This is a genomic window from Pseudomonas sp. SD17-1, from assembly GCF_029201585.1.
GTDB classification, from domain to species: domain Bacteria; phylum Pseudomonadota; class Gammaproteobacteria; order Pseudomonadales; family Pseudomonadaceae; genus Aquipseudomonas; species Aquipseudomonas palmensis.
Genome location: NZ_CP104044.1, coordinates 693330 through 713371, shown reverse-complemented (window position 1 = coordinate 713371; position 20042 = coordinate 693330). Strand labels below are relative to the sequence as shown.

General features: G+C 57.5%; 19 protein-coding genes. 11 read left to right on the top strand and 8 right to left on the bottom strand.

The annotated features are described in order from the left end of the window. Nucleotides 1–9: 9 nt before the first annotated feature. Genes N0B28_RS03225 through N0B28_RS03200 form a run of 6 tightly spaced genes read left to right on the top strand, consistent with a single transcriptional unit; the run spans nucleotide 10 to nucleotide 5739 of the window. Nucleotides 10–615, top strand: coding sequence for a CDP-alcohol phosphatidyltransferase family protein (locus N0B28_RS03225; protein WP_054916548.1), 606 nt, complete (start codon nucleotides 10–12; stop codon nucleotides 613–615). Nucleotides 616–645: 30 nt separating this feature from the next. Further along, nucleotides 646–2403, top strand: a complete 1758-nt coding sequence (locus tag N0B28_RS03220) for a bifunctional alpha/beta hydrolase/class I SAM-dependent methyltransferase (RefSeq protein ID WP_275730319.1) — start codon at nucleotides 646–648, stop codon at nucleotides 2401–2403. After that, nucleotides 2400–3719 carry a phosphatase PAP2/dual specificity phosphatase family protein gene (locus N0B28_RS03215; protein WP_043860709.1) on the top strand — a complete coding sequence of 440 codons (1320 nt, stop codon included), beginning with the start codon at nucleotides 2400–2402 and terminating at the stop codon, nucleotides 3717–3719. The genes N0B28_RS03220 and N0B28_RS03215 overlap by 4 nt, the downstream gene beginning before the upstream one ends. Next, complete coding sequence (locus N0B28_RS03210) at nucleotides 3716–4171, top strand: hypothetical protein (RefSeq protein WP_043860710.1); 456 nt, start codon at nucleotides 3716–3718, stop codon at nucleotides 4169–4171. The genes N0B28_RS03215 and N0B28_RS03210 overlap by 4 nt, the downstream gene beginning before the upstream one ends. A gap of 10 nt (nucleotides 4172–4181) precedes the next feature. Beyond that, nucleotides 4182–4805 (top strand): lysophospholipid acyltransferase family protein, encoded by a 624-nt coding sequence (locus N0B28_RS03205; RefSeq protein ID WP_104572309.1) that lies wholly within the window; start codon nucleotides 4182–4184, stop codon nucleotides 4803–4805. 1 nt (nucleotide 4806) lies between these two features. Next, nucleotides 4807–5739, top strand: coding sequence for a phosphatidate cytidylyltransferase (locus tag N0B28_RS03200; RefSeq protein ID WP_043860712.1), 933 nt, complete (start codon nucleotides 4807–4809; stop codon nucleotides 5737–5739). 96 nt (nucleotides 5740–5835) lie between these two features. On the opposite strand, the gene mmsB is transcribed toward N0B28_RS03200, so the two are convergent. After that, complete coding sequence (gene mmsB, locus N0B28_RS03195; RefSeq protein ID WP_043860713.1) at nucleotides 5836–6723, bottom strand: 3-hydroxyisobutyrate dehydrogenase; 888 nt, start codon at nucleotides 6721–6723, stop codon at nucleotides 5836–5838. 10 nt (nucleotides 6724–6733) lie between these two features. Continuing rightward, nucleotides 6734–8260, bottom strand: coding sequence for a CoA-acylating methylmalonate-semialdehyde dehydrogenase (locus tag N0B28_RS03190; RefSeq protein ID WP_043860714.1), 1527 nt, complete (start codon nucleotides 8258–8260; stop codon nucleotides 6734–6736). A 134-nt stretch (nucleotides 8261–8394) separates the two neighbouring features. Here N0B28_RS03190 and N0B28_RS03185 point away from each other — a divergent pair, with 134 nt between their 5' ends. Then, complete coding sequence (locus N0B28_RS03185; RefSeq protein ID WP_043860715.1) at nucleotides 8395–9342, top strand: LysR family transcriptional regulator; 948 nt, start codon at nucleotides 8395–8397, stop codon at nucleotides 9340–9342. An 801-nt stretch (nucleotides 9343–10143) separates the two neighbouring features. After that, entirely contained in the window at nucleotides 10144–10404 is a 261-nt protein-coding gene (locus tag N0B28_RS03180) for a hypothetical protein (RefSeq protein ID WP_275730312.1), read from the top strand. Nucleotides 10405–10878: 474 nt separating this feature from the next. On the opposite strand, the gene N0B28_RS03175 is transcribed toward N0B28_RS03180, so the two are convergent. Together N0B28_RS03175 and N0B28_RS03170 are read right to left on the bottom strand one after the other, a co-directional pair. After that, nucleotides 10879–11735 (bottom strand): IS5 family transposase gene (locus tag N0B28_RS03175; RefSeq protein ID WP_275730310.1). Its coding sequence is split into 2 segments (ribosomal slippage): nucleotides 10879–11387 and nucleotides 11387–11735, totalling 858 coding nucleotides; the frame shifts between segments, so codons are not numbered across the junction. Nucleotides 11736–11929: 194 nt separating this feature from the next. Beyond that, nucleotides 11930–12541: a recombinase family protein gene (locus N0B28_RS03170; protein ID WP_275730308.1), complete on the bottom strand. Its 612-nt coding sequence runs from the start codon at nucleotides 12539–12541 to the stop codon at nucleotides 11930–11932. A gap of 353 nt (nucleotides 12542–12894) precedes the next feature. On the opposite strand from N0B28_RS03170, the gene N0B28_RS03165 reads away from it, so the two are divergent. After that, complete coding sequence (locus tag N0B28_RS03165) at nucleotides 12895–13965, top strand: hypothetical protein (protein ID WP_275730305.1); 1071 nt, start codon at nucleotides 12895–12897, stop codon at nucleotides 13963–13965. 182 nt (nucleotides 13966–14147) lie between these two features. On the opposite strand, the gene N0B28_RS03160 is transcribed toward N0B28_RS03165, so the two are convergent. Then, the gene (locus N0B28_RS03160; protein ID WP_275730304.1) at nucleotides 14148–14399 is read right to left on the bottom strand and encodes a helix-turn-helix transcriptional regulator; all 252 of its coding nucleotides are present in this window, start codon (nucleotides 14397–14399) and stop codon (nucleotides 14148–14150) included. Between the two features lie 153 nt (nucleotides 14400–14552). Between N0B28_RS03160 and N0B28_RS03155 the strand changes: the two genes are divergently transcribed. Next, the gene (locus tag N0B28_RS03155) at nucleotides 14553–14906 is read left to right on the top strand and encodes a hypothetical protein (protein ID WP_275730302.1); all 354 of its coding nucleotides are present in this window, start codon (nucleotides 14553–14555) and stop codon (nucleotides 14904–14906) included. Nucleotides 14907–14978: 72 nt separating this feature from the next. Next, nucleotides 14979–15401, top strand: coding sequence for a hypothetical protein (locus N0B28_RS03150; protein ID WP_133215165.1), 423 nt, complete (start codon nucleotides 14979–14981; stop codon nucleotides 15399–15401). A gap of 419 nt (nucleotides 15402–15820) precedes the next feature. Here the strand turns inward: N0B28_RS03150 and N0B28_RS03145 are convergent, their stop codons facing one another. The 3 genes from N0B28_RS03145 to N0B28_RS03135 all read right to left on the bottom strand — a co-directional run bounded on the left by N0B28_RS03145 (nucleotide 15821) and on the right by N0B28_RS03135 (nucleotide 19781). Beyond that, on the bottom strand, nucleotides 15821–16630 hold the full coding sequence (locus N0B28_RS03145; protein WP_275730298.1) for a hypothetical protein: 810 nt from the start codon (nucleotides 16628–16630) through the stop codon (nucleotides 15821–15823). A 561-nt stretch (nucleotides 16631–17191) separates the two neighbouring features. Then, the gene (locus tag N0B28_RS03140; RefSeq protein ID WP_275730296.1) at nucleotides 17192–17671 is read right to left on the bottom strand and encodes a hypothetical protein; all 480 of its coding nucleotides are present in this window, start codon (nucleotides 17669–17671) and stop codon (nucleotides 17192–17194) included. 997 nt (nucleotides 17672–18668) lie between these two features. Beyond that, nucleotides 18669–19781 carry a tyrosine-type recombinase/integrase gene (locus N0B28_RS03135; protein ID WP_275730294.1) on the bottom strand — a complete coding sequence of 371 codons (1113 nt, stop codon included), beginning with the start codon at nucleotides 19779–19781 and terminating at the stop codon, nucleotides 18669–18671. Nucleotides 19782–20042 lie beyond the last annotated feature (261 nt).

The window sequence follows — 20042 nt, the reverse complement described above, 5'->3', positions numbered from 1 at the left end:
GAGTTTTCCGTGCCGTCGATCTACCAGTTGAAACCGCGCTTCCAGGCGCTGCTGCGCCCTATGGTCAAGCGTCTGTACGAGCGCGGCATAACTGCCAACCAGGTGACGGTCGCCGCCGCGGCGGTCAGCGTTGCGCTCGGCCTGTTGCTGGCCGCCGCACCGCACATCACCTGGCTGTTCGCCCTGGTGCCGGCCTGGATGCTGCTGCGCATGGCGCTCAACGCCATCGACGGCATGCTCGCCCGGGAATTCGGCCAGCAGTCACGCCTGGGTGCCTACCTCAACGAGCTGTGCGACGTGGTCGCCGACAGCGCACTGTACCTGCCCTTCGCCCTGCTGCCGGGCGTGTCGCCGGCGCTGGTGGTGATCGTGGTGCTGGCCGCGCTGGTGAGCGAATACGCCGGGGTGATGGGCCCCCTGGTAGGCGCCGAACGCCGTTATGACGGCCCGATGGGCAAGAGCGACCGTGCCTTCGTGTTCGGTGTGCTCGGTGCCGGCGTGGCCACCGGCCTGCTGAGCGCAGCGTGGCTCAACGGCGTGTTGCTGGTGGTGCTGCTGCTGTCGCTTCATACCCTCTACAACCGGGTGAGCCGAGGCCTGGCGCAACCCCGCTGAAGCCCTCCGAGCCAGATAAGGATATTTGCCATGCGCACCGCGCAATCCCTGCATTTCACCACCCATGACGGCGTAGAGCTGCATTACCGCCACTGGCCGGCCAACCGCCAGCCCGGCCAGCCGCGCCGCGCCGTGGTGCTGTTCCACCGTGGCCACGAACACGGCGGGCGCATGGCCCACCTGGTGGATGAACTCGACCTGCCCGGCCATGACTTCTTCGCCTGGGACGCCCGTGGCCATGGCGAGTCGCCCGGGGCCCGTGGCGACAGCCCGAGCTTCGCGTGCAGCGTGCGCGATGTGCAGACCTTCATCGAGCACATCGCCCGCGAGCATGCCATCGACGAACAGGACATGGCGGTGCTGGCGCAAAGTGTCGGCGCCGTGCTGATCGCAACCTGGGCGCATGACTATGCGCCGAAGGTGCGCTGCCTGGTGCTCGCCTCGCCGGCCTTCAAGGTCAAGCTGTACGTGCCGTTCGCCCGCCCGGGGCTCAAGCTGATGCGCGCCTGGCGCGGCAACTTCTTCGTCAACAGCTACGTCAAGCCGCGCCTGCTCAGCCACGACCCCGAGCGCATCGCCTCGTATGAAAACGACCCGCTGATCAGCCGGCCGATTTCGGTGAACATGCTGCTGGGGCTGTACGAAGCTGCCGATCGCGTGGTGGCCGATGCCCAGGCGATCCAGGTGCCGACCCAATTGTTGATTTCCGGCGCCGACTTCGTGGTCAAGCGCCAGCCGCAGGAGCAGTTCTTCGAGCGCCTGGGCAGCGTACACAAGGAAAAGCACGTGCTGCCCGGCTTCTTCCACGACACCCTCGGCGAGCGTGATCGCGGGCATGCGCTGGCGCGTATCCGGCGCTTCGTGGAGCACTGCTTCAGTGTGGCGCACCAGCGCCCGTCGCTGCTCGATGCCGACCAGCTCGGCGCCAGCTGCGCCGAGGCCGAAAGCCTGGCTGCGCCGCTGCCACGCAACTCGCCGGCCGACCTGTACTGGCGCGCAACCCGCGCCGGCCTGCGCCTGGGCAAGGGCCTGTCGAGCGGGGTCAAGCTGGGCTTCGACACCGGTTTCGATTCGGGCAGCACGCTGGACTACGTCTACCGCAACCAGGCCACCGGCAAGGGCAAGCTGGGCCGCATGATCGACCGCAACTACCTCGACGCCATCGGCTGGAAGGGCATCCGCCAGCGCAAGCTGCATGTGGAAGAGCTGTTGCGCCTGGCCATCGAGCGCCTGCGCGAACAAGGCGCACCGGTGCATATCGTCGACATCGCCGCCGGCCATGGCCGCTACATTCTCGAAGCCCTGCAGGGCCTGGAGCAGCGCCCGGATTCGATCCTGCTGCGCGACTACAGCGAGCTCAACGTGCGCGAAGGCACGGCGCTGATCGAACACAAAGGCCTGGCCGACATCGCCCGCTTCGTGCAGGGCGATGCCTTCGATGCGCAGAGCCTGGCCACCCTTGAACCGCGTCCGAGCCTGGCGGTGGTATCGGGGCTGTATGAACTGTTCGCCAGCAACCAGATGGTCGGCGACTCGCTGGGCGGCCTGGCCCAGGCCGTGGCGCCGGGCGGCTACCTGGTATACACCGGCCAGCCGTGGCACCCGCAGCTGGAGATGATCGCCCGCGCCCTGACCAGCCACCGCGCCGGTCAGGCCTGGGTGATGCGTCGGCGCAGCCAGGTGGAGATGGACCAGCTGGTGGAAGCGGCAGGCTTTCGCAAGGTGTGCCAGCGCATCGACGAGTGGGGCATCTTCAGCGTCAGCCTGGCCCAGCGAGTTGCTGAATGAGCACAGTGCGCGAGCCGGGCCTGATCCGGCGCGGCGTGCTCTGGCTGCTGTTGCTCGGGCCGCTGTTCTTCTTGAGCTATGGCCTGAGCAACACCTTCACCGCCGGGCGCAGCGACGTCGGCAGCCTGGTGTTCGCCTGGGAAAGCAGCATCCCGCTGTGGCCGTGGACCATCCTGCCGTACTGGTCCATCGACCTGCTGTACGGGTTGTCCTTCCTGCTGCCGCTCAGCCGCCTGGAGATGGACCGGCATGCCTTGCGCCTGCTGAGCGCACAGTTGATCTGCATCGCCGGCTTTCTGCTGTGGCCGCTGCGCTTCACCTTCGAGCGCCCTGAACTGCAGGGCGTGTTCGGCTGGCTGTTCGATGTGCTGATGGGCTTCGACAAGCCGTTCAACCAGGCCCCTTCGCTGCACATCGCGCTGCTGGTGATCATCTGGGCGATGTTCGCCCGGCACACCCGTGGGCAGCTGGTGCGCTGGCTGCTGCATGGCTGGATGGGGTTGATCGGTTTGTCGGTGCTGACCACCTGGCAGCACCACTTCATCGACGTGCCCAGTGGCGCAGTGGCAGGCGCGCTGTGTGTATGGCTGTGGCCCGTGGAGGGCCGGCCGGTACTGGGCAGCCTGCAGCCGACCCGTGACCGCCGGCGCTGGCGCCTGGCCGCGTACTACGCGCTGGGCAGCGCCGTGCTGGGTGGGCTGGCGCTGTATGCCGGCGGTATCGCCCTGTTGCTGTTGTGGCCCGCCCTCGCACTGCTGATGGTGGCGCTCAACTATGCCGTGTTGGGCGCCGAGGGCTTTCAGAAAGGCCCGAGCGGCCAGTTGTCGTATGCCGCGCGCTGGCTGCTGGCGCCGTACCTGATCGGCGCCTGGCTCAATTCGCGTTGGTGGACGCGCCGCCATCCACAGGCCGACGAGGTGTGCGAGGGGGTGTACCTGGGGCGGGTGCCTGCACGAGGTCAGGCGGCATCGTTTGCCGCGGTGGTCGACCTGTGTGCAGAACTGCCGGCGGCACACACGCCGGGCCAGGCCTATTGCAGCCTGCCCTGCCTGGACCTGGTGGTGCCCAGTGCCGAACGTTGCCGCGAGGCGGCCCAGGCCATCGAGCGACTGCGCCAGCAGGGCCCGCTACTGGTGTGCTGCGCCCTGGGTTACTCGCGCAGTGCCTGCGCCGTGGCCGCCTGGCTGGTACTCGGCGGGCGCTGCCAGAACGCGCAGCAGGCCCAGCAACTGATCGCTCAGGCCCGCCCAGGGGTCGTGCTGCACCCGGCGCACCGCCAGGTGATCGACAGCCTGCCGGCGGGGGGCGGCCTGTGAGTAGCCAGACCCACCTGGCGCTGGTGGCCAGCCTGTTGCGGCGCGGGCGCCAGGTGGAACGCCTGTCGGACGGCATCAGCCTGCTGGCGCTGGCCTATGGCCTGGCGCCACTTGCCGGCGCGCCGGCCCCTGTGATTGGCGCCCTGTTGTGCGTGCTGCTGCTGGCAGCCGGCCTGCTGCAAAAATACTGGGGCATGCGGGTTGCGCTGGACGCCGAGCTGTTCGCGCACCTGGCCACCCAGGCCGCAACCTTGTCGCCAACTACCCGCGTGCTGGACCAGGCGCTGTTCGACCTGGGCCTCAAGCCCGCCCCGGTCGACGACCGCGACTGGCAGGCGCGCAGCCGGGCCGCACTGCGCCTGATGCGCCAGCAACTGCTGTGCCTTGGCGTGCAGGTACTGCTGGCGATTGCCGGCATCCTGTGCCTGCCCTGGCTTTCTCTCGTCGGATAAGGACCTCGTCATGCTTGCCGCCCTCACCGCCTTCGCCATTACTTCGGTGGCCCGCCTGATCACGGGCGCCCGCGCCCTGTGGCTGGGCTGTACACCGCAGCCGGTGCAACGCCTGTACTACGCCAACCACAGCAGCCACGGGGACTTCGTGCTGATCTGGGCCTCGCTGCCCCAGGAACTGCGCCGGCACACCCGCCCGGTGGCCGGGGCCGATTACTGGCAAAAACCGGGCATTCGCCAATTTCTGATCAACCGGGTGTTCAACGGCGTACTGATCGACCGCCAGCACAGCGAGGCCCAGAGCGACCCCTTGCAGCCGATCCATGCGGCGCTGGAGCAGGGCGACTCGCTGATCTTCTTTCCCGAAGGCACGCGCAACCTGGGCGACGAGCCCTTGCTGGCGTTCAAGAGCGGGCTGTTCCATCTGGCCAGTGCCCACCCCGAGGTGGAGGTGATCCCGGTGTGGATCGCCAACCTCAACCGGGTGATGCCCAAGGGCCGTGCCCTGCCCCTGCCGCTGCTGTGCACGCTGAGCTTCGGCGAGCCGCTGCAACGCTTGCCCGATGACAGCAAGCACGCGTTTCTGGAACGGGCACGCCTTGCCCTGCTGGCCCTGGCCCCCAAGGAATCCTGAGATGGACCACAACACACTTCTGCTGTTTGCCGGTATCGGTGGCCTGCTGCTGCTCGCCAGCCTGATCGGGCGCCTGCTCAAATGGCGCGCGGGCCCGGCCCCGCACGCGGTCATCGACAACCTCAATGCGCGCATCAATGCCTGGTGGGTGATGGTGCTGGTGATCGGCCTGGCCTTCGTGTTCGGCAAGCTGGGGGTCATCCTGCTGTTCTATTGCGTGTCGTTCTATGCGCTGCGCGAGTTCCTCACCCTCACGCCCACCCGGCGTGGCGACTACCCGGCACTGGTGGCGGCGTTCTATGTGGCGCTGCCGGTGCAGTACCTGCTGATCGCGATGGACTGGTACGGGTTGTTCAGTATCTTCATCCCGGTGTACCTGTTCTTGCTGCTGCCGATCCTGGCCAGTTTCGGCGGCGATACCACGCGCTTTCTGGAGCGGGCCTCGAAGGTGCAGTGGGGGCTGATGATCGCGGTGTACTGCCTGTCGTCGGTACCGGCCCTGATGACGCTGGATATCCCCGGGTTCGAGGGGCGCAACCTGCTGTTGATCGCCTGGCTGATTCTGGTGGTGCAGATTTCCGATGTACTGCAGTACGTGTGCGGCAAGCTGTTCGGCAAGCGCAAGGTGGCGCCGCGGCTGTCGCCGTCCAAGACGCTGGAGGGGTTGCTGGGCGGTGTGGCACTGGCCACGCTGATCGGCGCGACGCTGTTCTGGATCACCCCGTTCACCTTCTGGCAGGCGGCGCTGATGGCGCTGACCGTGAACGTCATGGGCTTCTTTGGCGGGCTGGTGATGTCGGCGATCAAGCGTGACCGCGGGGTGAAGGACTGGGGGCACATGATCGAGGGGCACGGCGGCATGCTGGACCGCATGGATTCGGTATGTTTCGCGGCGCCGGTGTTCTTTCACTTTGTACGGTACTGGTGGGCTTGAGGGCCAGGCGAGTGCTGCGCACTCGATCGCGGGTCAAGCCCGCTCCCACAGGTACAGCACAGTCCCTGTGGGAGCGGGCTTGACCCGCGATGCTTTCTACTCGGGCTTGCGGTAGCCCTCGATGATCGCCGAGAAGTCCTTGCCACCCTCCCCGCGCAGGCTCATCGCCTGGTACAGCTGCTGCGCCACCGCGCCCAGAATCACCGGCTGGTGCGCCTGACGCGCCGCCTCGGTGGCCAGCCCCAGGTCCTTGAGCATCAGCTCCGCACCAAAGCCACCGGTGTACCCGCGTGATGCCGGCGCCGTCTCGACGATGCCCGGCCACGGGTTGTAGGTGTCCGAACTCCAGCAACGCCCGGTGGAGCTGTTGATGATGCCGGCCAGCACCTTGGTGTCGATGCCCAGGGCATTGCCCAGGGCCATGGCCTCGGACACGCCGATCATCGAGATGCCCAGCAGCAGGTTGTTGCAGATCTTGGCGATCTGCCCGGTACCCACCTCGCCGCAGTGCACGATGTTGCGCCCCATCTGCGCCAGCACCGGCTGCAGGGTGGCGAACAGCGCCTCACTGGCGCCGACCATGAAGGTCAGGGTACCCGCCGCCGCGCCGCCGGTGCCGCCCGACACCGGTGCATCGGCCAGGTCCACACCCTGCCTGGCCGCCGCTGCATGCACCGCACGCACGGTCTGCGGGTCGATGGTGCTGCAGTCCACTACCGGGGTACCGGCGCGCACGCCGGCCAGCACGCCGTCTTCGTTGAGGTACACGCTGCGCACATGGGCAGCGGCCGGCAGCATGGTGATGACCAGCTCGCTGGCGCTGGCCGCGTCCTTGGGCGAGGCACTGATCTGCCCGCCGAGTTCGGCCAGTTCTGCCAGTACCTCCTTGTTCAGGTCGAACAGACTGAGCTGATGGCCGGCCTTGATCAGGTTGCGCGCCATCGGCGCGCCCATGTTGCCCAGCCCGATGAATGCAATACGCATGGTCGACTCCTTAACGCAGGCTGATGGTGGTGTTCACGCCATCGTTGACGCTGTCGTCGTCGAACCAGCGCGCGGTGACGGTCTTGGTCTGGGTGTAGAACTGCACCACTTGCTTGCCGTAGGGGCCCAGGTCACCCAGCTTGGAGCCGCGCGAACCGGTGAAACTGAAGAACGGTACCGGCACCGGGATCGGAATGTTGATGCCCACCTGGCCCACGTCGATCTCGCTCTGGAACTTGCGCGCCGCGGCGCCGCTCTGGGTGAACAGGCCGGTGCCGTTGCCGAACGGGTTGCGGTTGACCAGCGCGATGGCCTCGTCGAGGGTGTCGACCTCCAGCACCACAAGCACCGGGCCGAAGATTTCCTGGGTGTAGATCTGCATGTCGGTGGTCACGCCGGAGAACAGCGTGGGGCCGACGAAGTTGCCCTGCTCGTAGCCGGGCACCTGCACGTCGCGGCCATCGAGTTCGAGGGTGGCGCCTTCCTTGATGCCGCTTTCGATCAGGCCCAGCACACGCTCCTTGGCGCGCTTGGAGATCAGCGGGCCCACATCGGTGCCAGGCTCGCTGCCGGCGTTGACCTTGAGCTTGGCGGCCAGGGCCTTGAGCTCCGGCAGCCATTCGCGGGCCTTGCCCACCAGCACCGCCACCGAGGTGGCCATGCAGCGTTGGCCGGCAGCGCCGAAACCGGCACCTACCAGGGCATTGAGGGTTTGCGTGCGGTTGGCGTCGGGCAGCACCACAGCGTGGTTCTTGGCGCCCATCATCGACTGCACGCGCTTGCCGTGCTGGCCGGCCAGGTTGTACACGTGGGTGCCGACCTCGGTGGAGCCGACGAACGAGATCGCCTTGATGTCGGTATGGGTGCACAGCGCATCCACCACCTGCTTGCCGCCGTGCACCACGTTGAGCACGCCGGCCGGCACACCGGCTTCCAGCGCCAGCTCCACCAGCATCATGGTCGACAGCGGGTCCTGCTCGGACGGCTTGAGCACGAAGGTGTTGCCGCACACGATGGCCATCGGGAACATCCACAGCGGAATCATTGCCGGGAAGTTGAACGGGGTGATGCCGGCGCACACGCCGATGGGCTGGCGCAGGGTGTAGGTATCGACGCCGCCGGCCACGTTCTCGGCGAACTCGCCCATCTGCAGGGTGCCGATGGAGCACGCATGCTCGACCACTTCAAGGCCGCGGAAGATGTCGCCTTCGGCGTCGGCGATGGTCTTGCCCTGCTCGGCGCTCAGGGTCACGGCGATGCGCTTGGAGTGTTCGCGGATCAGCGCCTGCAGCTTGAGCATGATGCGCATGCGCGCGCCGATCGGGGTGTCGCGCCAGGTCTTGAACGCACGCTGGCCGGCAGCGATGGCGGCATCGACTTCTTCGGCGGTGGCAAAGGGTACGCGGGCCAGCACCTGCTGGGTGGCCGGGTTGACCACGTCGCGCCATTCGGTGGTTTTCGACTCGACCCACTGGCCGTCGATCAGCAGCTTGACGCTGTCGACCTTGGTCTGGCCGGGCGTGAGGGATGCGTTCATGAGGGGTTCTCCTGGATTTATTGTTAGGGAGAGAAACGCCGACGCGGCAGCCGCGACGGTGCTTGGGTCCTGGGCTGAATTGGAGTATAGATGTGCAAACTTCTAATAAGAACGCACATAAAAGCCGGACCAACATGCAAAAAAACATCACATCCCTGGGGTCGCTGAACTGGGACGACCTCAAGTTCTTCCTCGAAGTGGCGCGCACGCGCAAGGCCAGCAGCGCGGCCAAGCGCCTGGGCGTGGACTACACCACGGTGTCGCGGCGCATCAGTTCGCTGGAGGTGGCGCTGGGCACGTTGCTGTTCGAAAAGTCGCGCACCAGCGGCTTCGTGCTCACCGCCGAGGGGCAGCGCCTGCTCAGCTATGCCGAGGCCATCGAGAGCACCCTGCACATGGCCTGCGAGCAGGTGTCCGGCTCGGGCGTGGCGCTGTCGGGGCATGTGCGCATGGGCTGCACCGAAGGCTTTGGCAGCTTCTTCATCACCCCGCAGTTGAGCCACTTTGTCGATGCCTACCCGGCGATCTCGGTGGATATCCTGCCGCTGCCGCACTTCATCAGCCTGTCCAAACGCGAGGCCGACATCGTGATCGCGCTGGAGCGCCCGGAACACGGACCCTATGTGTGCTGCAAGCTGTGCGACTACCGCCTGCGCCTGTACGCCACCCGCGACTACCTGGACAACCACGAGCCGATCCTGCGCAGCAGCGACCTGGCCCGGCACCCGTTCATCAGCTACGTGGACGACCTGGCATTCAGCTCCGAGCTGCTGTACCTGGCCAACCTGCTGCCCACCGCCACCGCACACCTGCGCAGCACCAGCGTGATCGCCCAGTACGTGGCGGCCCAGCAGGGTCGCGGGCTGGCCATCCTGCCGTGTTTTCTGGCCGCACAGGACCCGCGGCTGGTGCCGGTGCTGCCGGGGGAAGTGGAGATTACCCGGCAGTTCTGGATGTACTGCCGGGAAGACTTGCGCAAGCTCAAGCGCATCACGCTGCTGTGGGACTACATCCGCGACGTGACCGAGCGCAACGCGCCCCTGCTGATGGGCGAGTCGCACACGATGAGTTTTGCCGACTGAGAATCTACAGGGAGTAAGGGTGCCCCATGCTACCGACATCGAGGGGGCCATCGCAACGACTTGTGACAGGGGTTGTGACACCAATAGACAGGCCTATGTTTTCAAAGGCAGAACACGCAGGAATATGCACACATAGTCATCGGCTCTCCCCTACATCAGACCTTTCCCGTTTTGAGAGAGCTAGTGGAGCCAGGTCTGTCGACTTAGTGCGCTCAGGTGGTTTTGCCAAAAGACGGACGCCGGATATCACGTCGGCGCCCGGCATCTACCAGTCCCCGCCAAAAGGCATTGAGCTACAGGGATGTTGGCCCAGAGAGCCGTTGCATTTGAATATGGGTGCGCGCCCGAAAATTCTCCGCAGGATAAAGTTGTCCGGTGAAAAAAAGGGTGACAGACGGTCACTTGACGCTAAGACGCGGCCTACGAGGCGTTGACCAAGATCACTCACAAACTACGCACAAGTTATCCACAGGGCACGACCTTGCAATGCCCCAATGACCGCATTATCTTGTATCTCAAGCACAGCAAAACACTACATGTTGGTTATCCACAGGTAGGTTGGGTTCTGAGCTGCTACTGGCCTCGGACGAGGCTTGGTGGAAGAAAATCTGCGAGTGATTGCGTTCTAAGTTGTAGGAGACCGAAGCGCAACCACCCGCACCGTCTGAAACCAACAGTAGTTAACCGTTAGCCCCAAGGGGATTTGCATTGGGCCAAAGATTGACAATTACGTCAACCGCTGGCTGCTGGGCGGCAATCCCTTGGAGCTGACCAAGTCAACTCCAAATAGGTAACACTGTTATGCCAAAAAATCCCAAGCAGTCCTCAGCAAAAATGGCCAAATTGGCATCTGAAACCCTTCGCACCCCGAAGGCTTCAGCTACCGCAAAGAGCCTTGCAGCTTCAGCCCTAGCTCAGTCGAGCACTGGGAAGGAGACGAGCGCGGCAATGGAAGCCAAAGCCGGTCAGGTACTCCAGAGCAATAAGTATAGCGCCGATACAAAGGCGCTTGCAGCTTCCCTGGTTTCCCAGTCGAACAAAGCGCGAGGTGAATGGTCATGACCATCCATGTAACACTTACAGTCGATTTGAATGGAAACGTAACTCCAGCTGCAAGAGCTAGATTTTATGACTTTCTAAAGGGGCGGAACTATACCAAGCACAAGCTCACCACTTTGTGGACTGCTTGGTTTCTACCGGGAAATACAATCGAGTCGGCTATTCGGTACACGAAAGAAACCGTAGCTTCTGCGGCAAGAGCAGCTGGGATCACTCATTATGAAGCACTGGTGATGCCTGGAGAGCAGGGGCCTACAGAGTGGAGACAGGGTTAGCGGTGCTGACGCACTCTTAACCTTAAGCAGCCCCACAGATTTGTGGGGCTGCTTTTTCATTTGTGTACATTACTAAAATTGGGGAAATCCCCAGCGGGATAGTGGCACCGCCTAGCCTGTAGGCTGGCTAGAAGGCTGGGGTGTCGCCAATTCTCCAAAATCCCGCAGACCACCTTCAGGCGGAGATTTATATGGCTCTATCCTAGGTTCTGTCTGAAAAAAGGTGTCGTATACACCGCATGACACAAGCCAGCGAGACCATCGCGCCATAACTTTTTGCGAGCTTGTCGAAGCGTGTCACGACTCGTCGGTTCTCTTTCAGCCAGCCGAACATGCGCTCGATCACGTTACGCTGGCGGTACTTGGGACGATCAAACAGGCGGGGCAATCCAGGCTTGGGTTTACGCTTCATCGAACGCAAAGGAATAACCGGTTGCATGCGGTATCGGTCACAAAAACGCCGCAGTGCATCAGCGTCGTAGCCCTTGTCAGCCAAAAGCCAACGGCAGCGCTTGCGAGGTCGGCCGCGTTTGCTCGACTGGATACAGACGTCATCCAGCAATGGCTGTGCATAACTGATATCGCTGACTTGACCGCCAGAAAGGAGAAAGCGCAGGGGCACGCCGTTGGCGTCGCAGAGCATATGAATCTTGGTGGTGAGGCCACCGCGGCTGCGGCCTAGAGCGTGATCAGCGGGTTCATCCGGCCCCCTTTTTTACCTGCACCTGACGAGGCGCGGGTTGCACGGACAGCGGTTGAATCGATCATCCAGGTCTGCAGGTCAATGAGCCTTTGATCATTGAGTTTGAGATGTAATCGCTTGAGCATCTGATCGAATGTTCCTCGGTTTCGCCAAACGCGAAAGCGGTGATAAACCGTCCGCCAGGGTCCAAAACACTCGGGCATGTCCCGCCAAGCAGCACCTGAGCGCAACAACCACAGCACGCCATCTAGCATCAGACGATCACTTGATCGTGGTCTGCCTCTGGTGTGGGTCGGGGTGAAGAGATCCGCGACCACATCCCATGCTTCATCCGAAAGCTCGTAGCGCTTAGCCATCACAGGAGTCCTTTCCATAGATGGCTGAAAACCTTACAAAATCTCAGCGCTCGCGGCGCGGGAGTTCAGTTTCTCCGAATTTCAGACAGAGCCTAGGGCTACAGCGGCCTAGAATCAACGATCTCTATCTACCCGCCACTACTCCATAGGGTCAGACCTAGCGCTTCAAATTGGGGTAGAAACCTCGGGGCGGGTTAACTCTTCATCGCTCGTTGCACGGTGCTCAGAGCACAGCCAACGATGGTCGCTGTTTTACGAAGACTGTTGCCGGATGCAAGACAAGCCTTAATGCGAGCATGAAGCTCCTGATCCACCTGACGGCCCTTGTAGACACCGTTGGCCTTCCCCTTCTCAATACCCTGCGCTTGGCGACGGCGGCGGTCTTCATAGTCCTTGCGTGCGACTACAGCCAACATATCAAGCAGCATGCCATTCACAGCGGCAATCATCCCCTTAGTGAAATCATCCATGTTCTTCTCTGGCTTCAGCACCGCGTGACTGGTGGAGAGGTCGAGGGATACGACAGTCACGTTCTTGTTTGCAATGCGCTTCTTCAGCTTTTCCCAGTCACTTTGTGATAAGCGTGACAAACGATCCACACCTTCAATCAACAGCACGTCGCCTTTGTGGCTGTCTTCTAGCAGGCGGAACAACTCTGGTCGATCCAGTTTGCTACCTGACTCATTCTCTGTGTAGAAGGCAGCGATCTTGTGACCATGGTTTGAGGCAAACTCTACCAACGCGCCTTTTGCTCGGCTGGCGTCCTGGGAATCTGTCGAGGCGCGAAGATAGGCACGAATGAACATGACGCTTTGATTCCTGTACCGTTATAGGTGTACTGATTATTATCGTACTTGTTAGGGTTGTCAATTGACTTATAAAGGTACAAAAAAGCTATCCGTAGGTGGCATGTGGGTGTGCTCCCTGATGTATACCCAAATCGGTAGAAGCACCAAGCGGTGACTCCCCACCAACATGAACACGCAGGACAGGTGCGATCATCGTCATCATGGAATTGGAATGTTGACACCACCTCCGATCACAATTGAGATTGGTAGAAAACCGTATCCGGATGTAGCAGCATTGATATGTTACTTTGGTATATCGTGTGATGCTGGTTGCTGTGGCGACACAAACCGAAATCATTAAGGAGAGTCTCATGGAGTGGCTAGCGGCACGCGAAGTTCATATCAGTGGTGGTATCAGGGTTCTAAGTTATGACAAGTCGTGTAACTTTCTCTATCCAGGCGACATGACTGGCGAAAAGAAAGCCATTGAAATTAACAACTACACCTCTCTATTTTCAGACATTAGAAACCTCGGATTAGAGGTCGTAGGATGCGATTTCTTCACCGGACCACACGCACACGCACGGCCTGAATGGCGCGTCAAACCGTCTTTAGGCTCCGGCTGGCTCACATGGGATCAAGGTAGAGATTGGTCCTTTATTGCAAATGGTGCTTTTAAAAAAAATGATAGCCAACTTTATGACATAGCCACACGTATCTCTCATCAGTTCAGGAGCTGTGAGTGGCGAGTCCGACAGCTATCAGAAGCGTATATGGATCAGTTGAACTCCAAATTGCAGTCGGCAGACTTCAAGGATGGTCAACGGTTCCTTGACGGCTATACAGAGCTCTGCTACCTAGCAGCCCAAACTTTTCTGATTGATGCTTGCACTCTCCGAGATTATCTCATCGAATTTTACTGGTATGTTAAGCCTACAGGTTCAGCAAACATTACAAGCATTGGCGCTCTATGTAGCCACTGGAGAAAAAATCCTCCAACTGACCCACATGGGGTAGAAATTCAAGAAGTGTCCTCTCCGGGAAACTGGCTGGACACCCTTGGTAGTTACCGGAATTTAATAATTCATGCAGCTCCATTAGCAACAGCGGGAGCAACGCTCTATGCCATTACAGGAATCGTCAAACTACCTAACGCGGAGTCATTGCCTTTCGTAAAGTTACCGTTGCCTTCTGAACCAGGAAAATTAAAAGCTGACCGTACTTCAGGCAAGCACTTTGACGACCCTTCACTCCGACGCGCGCGCTTTCATAACATAATCGAAAAAGCCGAAGCGGTTACAGCCCTAGACTCGCTAAGTTATGCTCATTCTTGTATGGAAAAATTAAGCATTTGGGCGGCTTCGCTTGCCGAATTGTCTCCAGTGGAGGCCGAAATTCCAATTATTGCCCCTATCCCAGGATCGTTCAAAACTAACAGTTAAAACTGCTTACCACAGATTCCCAGGATTGAAAGTAGGTATCGCACCTTTCGAGCTGAATGGTGGTGCCGAGACGATAGTCAGGTAGTACATTCTGCTTTCAGTTCGGAGTTCCTATGGTATTCCCATCCAAGCGTAGCGACACTTGATCGACGTTGAGCCTGCACTTTGGCGTGTTGACTCATTCAAGAGTCTGCTTTTATTGCTATCTCTAGCTCCTGTACCAGTTCCATCAGACTGATTCCAAGCACCACACATAGGTCACGAAGCTGCACGATGTCCAGACGCCGTGTCCCGTTCTCCACATCGCTCATGAACGATTGAGGGCGGTTCAGCGCCTTTGAGCACTGCACCTGTGTCAATCCAGCTTCTGCCCGGTACCTCTTCAGGAGGTTCAATAGGGCTTGGTGCTCCGGTCGATAGATCGTTTTGGGCATGGTCGAATGGCTACAAGGGGTAGCTCGCCAAGTTATATCCCCTTTTCGGATATCTGAAAAAGGGATAATCTTACTTTCTCCGTTTCTATGACCAGATGCGACAGCCACCAATGGGCACCTCACGGCCAGAGGTCTCTTTAAAAAGGAGTTTCTATGAAAGCAAAAAACGCGCTCTTACTGGCTATTCTCTGTATAACCAATGCCACGGTGTATGCCACTCAAAATAGCGGTTCTCAATCTGAAACTGAAGCGGTGGCAGCACTGTGTGACGCAATGCGCTACCAAGCATATAGTACGATGGAGCTTCGCCAACTCTCCACGCCAAAATATAAGTTGAAAGAGATGGTAGACAATCATATGGCAGATATTAATAGTCGTATGAATCAGTACAGGTTGATCGACGAAGCTTTCATGGTAGAACTTTCAAGTCCTGAGCGTGCTGGTCTTGTCGCTCATGACTTCGCAGAAAGTCAGCGCGCAAAGTGTATGAAGGAGAAACAAATTTAATCGATTTTTACGACTTCCTATGTGTGACAATCAAATAGTATTTGTATATTTATGCTCAAAAGGAAAGGATTCATGCGACCATTGATTACCGCTGTCATTATTGCAACGCTGAGCGGCTGTGCAGCCCCGCCAACGGTTGGTGAAGCTTTACCTGCACCGGGCAACCGATTGCTGGCACTTCAAACCGAAGAACATGGGAAGGACGCGACTGTCACTGTTGTGCGTGAAAGCGCTGCCCAAGCCGGTCACTGTTTTTTCGGGATATTCGTTGACGGGCAACTCGTTGCACGACTGGACAATAACGAAAAGGCAAGCTTCCACATAAAGCCGGGTAGACGACTTATCGGTGTAGGAGCAGACCCACAAGGAGCGGGGCCATGTTCACAGAATACCCAATTCAAAAGGGAAGTTGCGACGTGGTTGCAGATTGGTGAAAACCAAACGTTCCGGATTGCCTTCCAACCGATGTTGGACATACGTCCATCGTCTTACTGAAGAATAGTAGATATCTTGCATGCGCAAGGAAGGTGGCAGTCATCACCCTGTGCGGTAGAGGTGATTCATTGACCGTAAACGGTCGCATGGCTGCCACTATAGACCTAGTGTCCGCAGTGAGCCGACAGGCGAATGCTCTAGGAAGACAGATCAGCGAAGCCTGTCCTGCTCTTGATCTTCTTCTGTGCTATTGCACAGAAACTTCAATCATCCTGTGTGTACACACAGAGTATTCATGCTTTTAGGTTCTGATGGGTTTCTTACCCATCTCTCGTTTTATGACCCGTCACACATCTACACAGGGTGGCCACCCTGAAGAAAACCTACCGTCCGTTCAACGGACAAGAAACCGAATCCGCTTCGCTCACACCTTCTCGCCCACTCTAAGGTATGGGGGGCGCGACTGGGTGAATGGGCGATCATGCCGCCACTCTCAACCACCCTTGTTCCTGAACGAAGTCAAGGAAGTAGTCACGTGTGTTGGGTTCAGGAATGAATTTATCGACCGACTTCCGCCGAACGGCTTGCTGCAAAGCTGGGCTGTCAAAGCTACTATCAAGAGTATCAGTGACATTTTTTGTTCGTTCGAGCAGTGCGGGGATAGGTTCTTGACCAAGCCCGCTCATAAGCTTGAGGATATGACGCCGAGCTGCGAATCGTTGCTTGCTCACAGCTTCGCTGCTGTCATTGTCGCTAAACTCAAACATGAATTCATTCATCAGTTCATCAAGGCGGGAAGAAAGCACGTTCGCAGCTTGCTCAAGAGCTACGCGGCTTGCAGTTGGAGCTGAATAATCAATCCAGTCGGGAATGAACTTGGCATTTTGGCAATTGGTGACCGCCTGATCCCGAACCTTCCCTTTGACTCGCTTGATGTTGTCTTTGTCAAACCGGCTTTCGTAGCGCCCTTCAGAAGAGTTCCACGTACAACCATATTCAGAATGCAAAACACCACGGAGTTCGTAATCTTTCACCCCTTGTTCTCGGGTGGAAAGTTCGTAGGCTCGCTTTACTGACTTGTCGAACGCCGTTGTCGGTAGCTTGTCAGTTACAGGAACCCCTTCAACTACCTTGCGGATGAAATGTTCAGTTTCACCTGTGGCAGCAGAAATTTTCCGACGTGACATACCTTTCAAGTGCAATGCCAAGACTTTCTCGGTGCGAGCTTCATCGTTTGCAGCGCGCTCGCTGTCAAAGGATTTTGAAGCAGCGGTATTTTGAATCTCCATTGTAGTTCCTCTATTGTCTGTTTCAGTTCATAGGCATTCCTCTCGGTGGTGCCGTTTGGTGTGGGTGTAATTGCTCAAACCGCAGGCACGGCAAAAACCCCTACGATGCGCAGTTCGTTTAATGAAAGCGGTCGCGTGGAGAATAGTGTGCCGGAATGAGGGTGCGCATTATACAGAACCAAACCCATGGATGCAAGCAATTATCAATTAGATTCAGGTTCTTTCCTTTGATGCAAAGCTAAGCCCATTTAGCGACACTAACCTTTCCCCGCTACCCTAGGGTGTCAAATCAAAGAAAAGCTCTCTTAGCCCCATCAGCGAGCGTTACAGAGCCATCATCCATAACAATCCGTAAAGAACTGAGATTAAACGTCTTATCCGTTGAGGAATAACAAAGTTTTCAGTGCGAACATCATGTGTGGTTAACACCATCACCATCTTCTCCAATGTTATCGGGGTAAAACGTATGTTCTTGAGAAACAAACAAGCTTCCTACAAGCGTTAACCAGTAGGAAGCTTCCTGTTTTGTCCATTGTTATTGACCCTAGCTCTCGTTGATCGTCATTTAGGGATGACCAATGGTTTGTAGCAAGCCAGAACCTTTTTTTCGATCTCGGCTAGCTTCTTTGCCTCTACTAGTTCGGCGGCCTTAGCTTCCTTCTCTTGCCTCGTTTGAATCAATTGCTGTCTGAGCAAGTCTTGATATCGTGCATGTTCAGCTTCTAGGTGAGCAACGTATTTTTGCTTTTGCTCTACCTTAATATTGGCAATATCCTCTTCTTGAATTGACTGAGGTTTCACCATGAAAGTAGAGTGGTAAAGCTCTCCGTGGTTTAGACGTTTGGTGTGAGTGATTGTGTAACCTTGTTTTGCTTTGTCGATCACCGCTTGTAGAAATTCATGACCGAGACTCCCGCTCACAAGTTCCATTGACTTCTCAGTACCTCGATAAACCCTAACCCACTCCTCCACCCGACGCTCATACTCAGCTTGATCCCATGCAGGGGGTGTTCCTTTGATAACGATTTTTTCTTCTTTCATTTACTCATTTCCTTCTTGTTGATTGTTCATGGTGTGTGCAATAGCTTTGCTAATTATTTCAGTACGGTATAGCTCCAGATCAAACGTGGGCGCGACAGCCAACACTGATGCATGCTCACTTGACATTGGCTCAACGCTGGCTGGCTTGCTCACAGTGTTTGTGTGTTGCTTGGACTGCCTTTTTTCACGATTAGCGTTTGCACGCAGAACTCCTTTGATTAATTAATCAACGTTCATACCTTGCTCCTGCTGTAATCTGCGTAGACAAAAGTCCGAGAACATCATTGCATCGTTGATGCTCACTTCTATTGCCTGTACTGGCTGCTGCTGAACGAAGGCTTTTGTAGTACTTCATTCGCTGGTAAATTTCTTTGTTAGTCATTGTAGGTTCCTTTAAATGTTGCTGGTTAGGTGATTGCTCACCAATGAAGTCAAGTAGGCGTCTATGCCTTGGTCAGCTGCATAGGCCGCTAGGAACAAACCAACGTGTAAAGAAGTAGACAGACGAAAGGGGATCAACACTGATTGTTCATTCAATGCCCGCCACCTCTGACTCCTGCATTTGCCACTGCAAGTAACAGCGTCAGACCGTTTATTGATTAGTGGCGCCCTGCATTTCAGGCACAGTCGAGCGTGTTCCATAATTGAAACCTCCATATAATTAAGTGTAATAGCATCTATCGAACGAATATTCCGAAAGACAATAGAAAACCTCTCGCCACAATGAAGTGAACGAGAGGGAAAAGGAGAAATGTGTGCCACCATGGTGAGAACCATGGCAGAAACAACCGTATGCCAGAGAGGAAAGGCCATTAACTACAGTTGTTCAGCAACATCGGTGAGCGGTGCAAGAGAATATTGAAAGAAAGGTTGGGCAACCCTGTAAAGAACTTAGGTTTAACCTTTAAATATATGCATATTATATCAAGAAACATTCCAACTTGTCAATACGTTACATGCGTTCTTTGCACTGTTAGTCAACTATTTTTTCCGACATTTACTCAAGATCAGCTTGGGTAAACACAGCTTTCAACATCTTCTCGATCACGTCCACAGGAACCCCAGCACCATAAGTATCAAAGGTGATTGTACCTGACGCGTGCCCAAGTAGTGCTTGAGCATGGAGTACTGGCACTCCCTTTACTTGCATGAGGGTTGCCAATGAATGTCGCATGGAGTGATATGTCAGACCAACCTTGTGATCACTACCAAGAGCCTCAGGGATTGCTTGTTGGTTTGCCCATTCACCACCACCTCTATACCCAATCTGTGCAAGTACACCTGGATTGTTGACCTTACATGATTCAACATAACGTAAGAACGTGGCAAGGTTGAATCCATATGCACCATCAATCAAAGGCACCATTCGCTCGCTTTGCTTGTTTTTTATCGACTTACCTTCCCCGTTCTCGTTGATGTGGATAGCAACGATCCCTGATTCAAGTGTCAGGATGTCAGAAGTGGTTAGTTGTGAAATCTCGTTCAACCTTGCCCCTGTGATTGCCCCTAGGGTGAGCAGCCAGCGTTTCCAAGATAGCTCAGGCAGCTTGTTGGCATATCCCATTAGCCGAGTCATTTGAGCCTGCGAGAAGGCTTTACGTGTGGATTCCAGTCCTTTGGTCAGCTTCAGCTTTTTGTCATAGGTCCTAGTCAGGTGGCCATTCTCTACCGCCCACGCAAATACCGCCGAAAGCTTCACAATCAGTTTGTTCACAGTCGAAGGCATCCGACCTTTCGACAAACGCTCCCGGAATTCCACAAGGTCTGCTCTGGAGTGGCTTCTCAAATCCAACCCGTCCAGATGCTCTGAGATGACTTTGTGGCACAGGGTCGTCTCCTTCAAGGTCGTGGGCTTCTGCTCCCCACCACGATCAGCCATGTAAAGCTGCGAAAGCACATCGAAGGTCATCGGGGCAATCACCGGTTCTGTTGCCGCATTCAACGCCTCACCATGAGTTGCGAACACGGGCGAAGGGGTAAACCGAACGTACCGGTACAAGCCCCCCCAATCGCGTAGTGGGTGGCCGTCATCAGCAGTCACAACGGTGCTACTCACCAACGCCAGCAAATGCTCCCGTAGGTCGTACCATGAGGCATCAGGTCGGTCCATGTGGAATGCCTGGATCGACGACGTGAGATGACCAGATGTCTGCATCGCCCATCTGCGATCAGTGGTCTTCAGAGATACGGAAACTGACCTGTTCACACTGCCAGTCACACGAAGGCGTAGGTAGTAGATGCCATGGCGTCGGTAATGGTAAGGACTCGCTAACCGGCAATTTGGCCTCAAGGGCAGCGTGTGGGTTGTGACAGCACCTGTGACAGGGTGCATTTGTGGAAGGACGTTCATAGCGGTTAGCCCCCGTAATCA

Excerpts from the sequence above, each read along its gene's own strand:
- N0B28_RS03220 (WP_275730319.1), top strand. The coding sequence starts at position 646 with ATGCGCACCGCGCAATCCCTGCATTTCACCACCCATGACGGCGTAGAG.
- N0B28_RS03145 (WP_275730298.1), bottom strand. The coding sequence starts at position 16,630 with ATGGAGATTCAAAATACCGCTGCTTCAAAATCCTTTGACAGCGAGCGC.
- N0B28_RS03165 (WP_275730305.1), top strand. The coding sequence starts at position 12,895 with ATGGAGTGGCTAGCGGCACGCGAAGTTCATATCAGTGGTGGTATCAGG.
- N0B28_RS03190 (WP_043860714.1), bottom strand. The coding sequence starts at position 8,260 with ATGAACGCATCCCTCACGCCCGGCCAGACCAAGGTCGACAGCGTCAAG.
- N0B28_RS03185 (WP_043860715.1), top strand. The coding sequence starts at position 8,395 with ATGCAAAAAAACATCACATCCCTGGGGTCGCTGAACTGGGACGACCTC.
- N0B28_RS03170 (WP_275730308.1), bottom strand. The coding sequence starts at position 12,541 with ATGTTCATTCGTGCCTATCTTCGCGCCTCGACAGATTCCCAGGACGCC.
- N0B28_RS03150 (WP_133215165.1), top strand. The coding sequence starts at position 14,979 with ATGCGACCATTGATTACCGCTGTCATTATTGCAACGCTGAGCGGCTGT.
- N0B28_RS03140 (WP_275730296.1), bottom strand. The coding sequence starts at position 17,671 with ATGAAAGAAGAAAAAATCGTTATCAAAGGAACACCCCCTGCATGGGAT.
- mmsB (WP_043860713.1), bottom strand. The coding sequence starts at position 6,723 with ATGCGTATTGCATTCATCGGGCTGGGCAACATGGGCGCGCCGATGGCG.
- N0B28_RS03180 (WP_275730312.1), top strand. The coding sequence starts at position 10,144 with ATGCCAAAAAATCCCAAGCAGTCCTCAGCAAAAATGGCCAAATTGGCA.
- N0B28_RS03205 (WP_104572309.1), top strand. The coding sequence starts at position 4,182 with ATGCTTGCCGCCCTCACCGCCTTCGCCATTACTTCGGTGGCCCGCCTG.
- N0B28_RS03135 (WP_275730294.1), bottom strand. The coding sequence starts at position 19,781 with ATGGACCGACCTGATGCCTCATGGTACGACCTACGGGAGCATTTGCTG.
- N0B28_RS03215 (WP_043860709.1), top strand. The coding sequence starts at position 2,400 with ATGAGCACAGTGCGCGAGCCGGGCCTGATCCGGCGCGGCGTGCTCTGG.
- N0B28_RS03200 (WP_043860712.1), top strand. The coding sequence starts at position 4,807 with ATGGACCACAACACACTTCTGCTGTTTGCCGGTATCGGTGGCCTGCTG.
- N0B28_RS03160 (WP_275730304.1), bottom strand. The coding sequence starts at position 14,399 with ATGCCCAAAACGATCTATCGACCGGAGCACCAAGCCCTATTGAACCTC.
- N0B28_RS03155 (WP_275730302.1), top strand. The coding sequence starts at position 14,553 with ATGAAAGCAAAAAACGCGCTCTTACTGGCTATTCTCTGTATAACCAAT.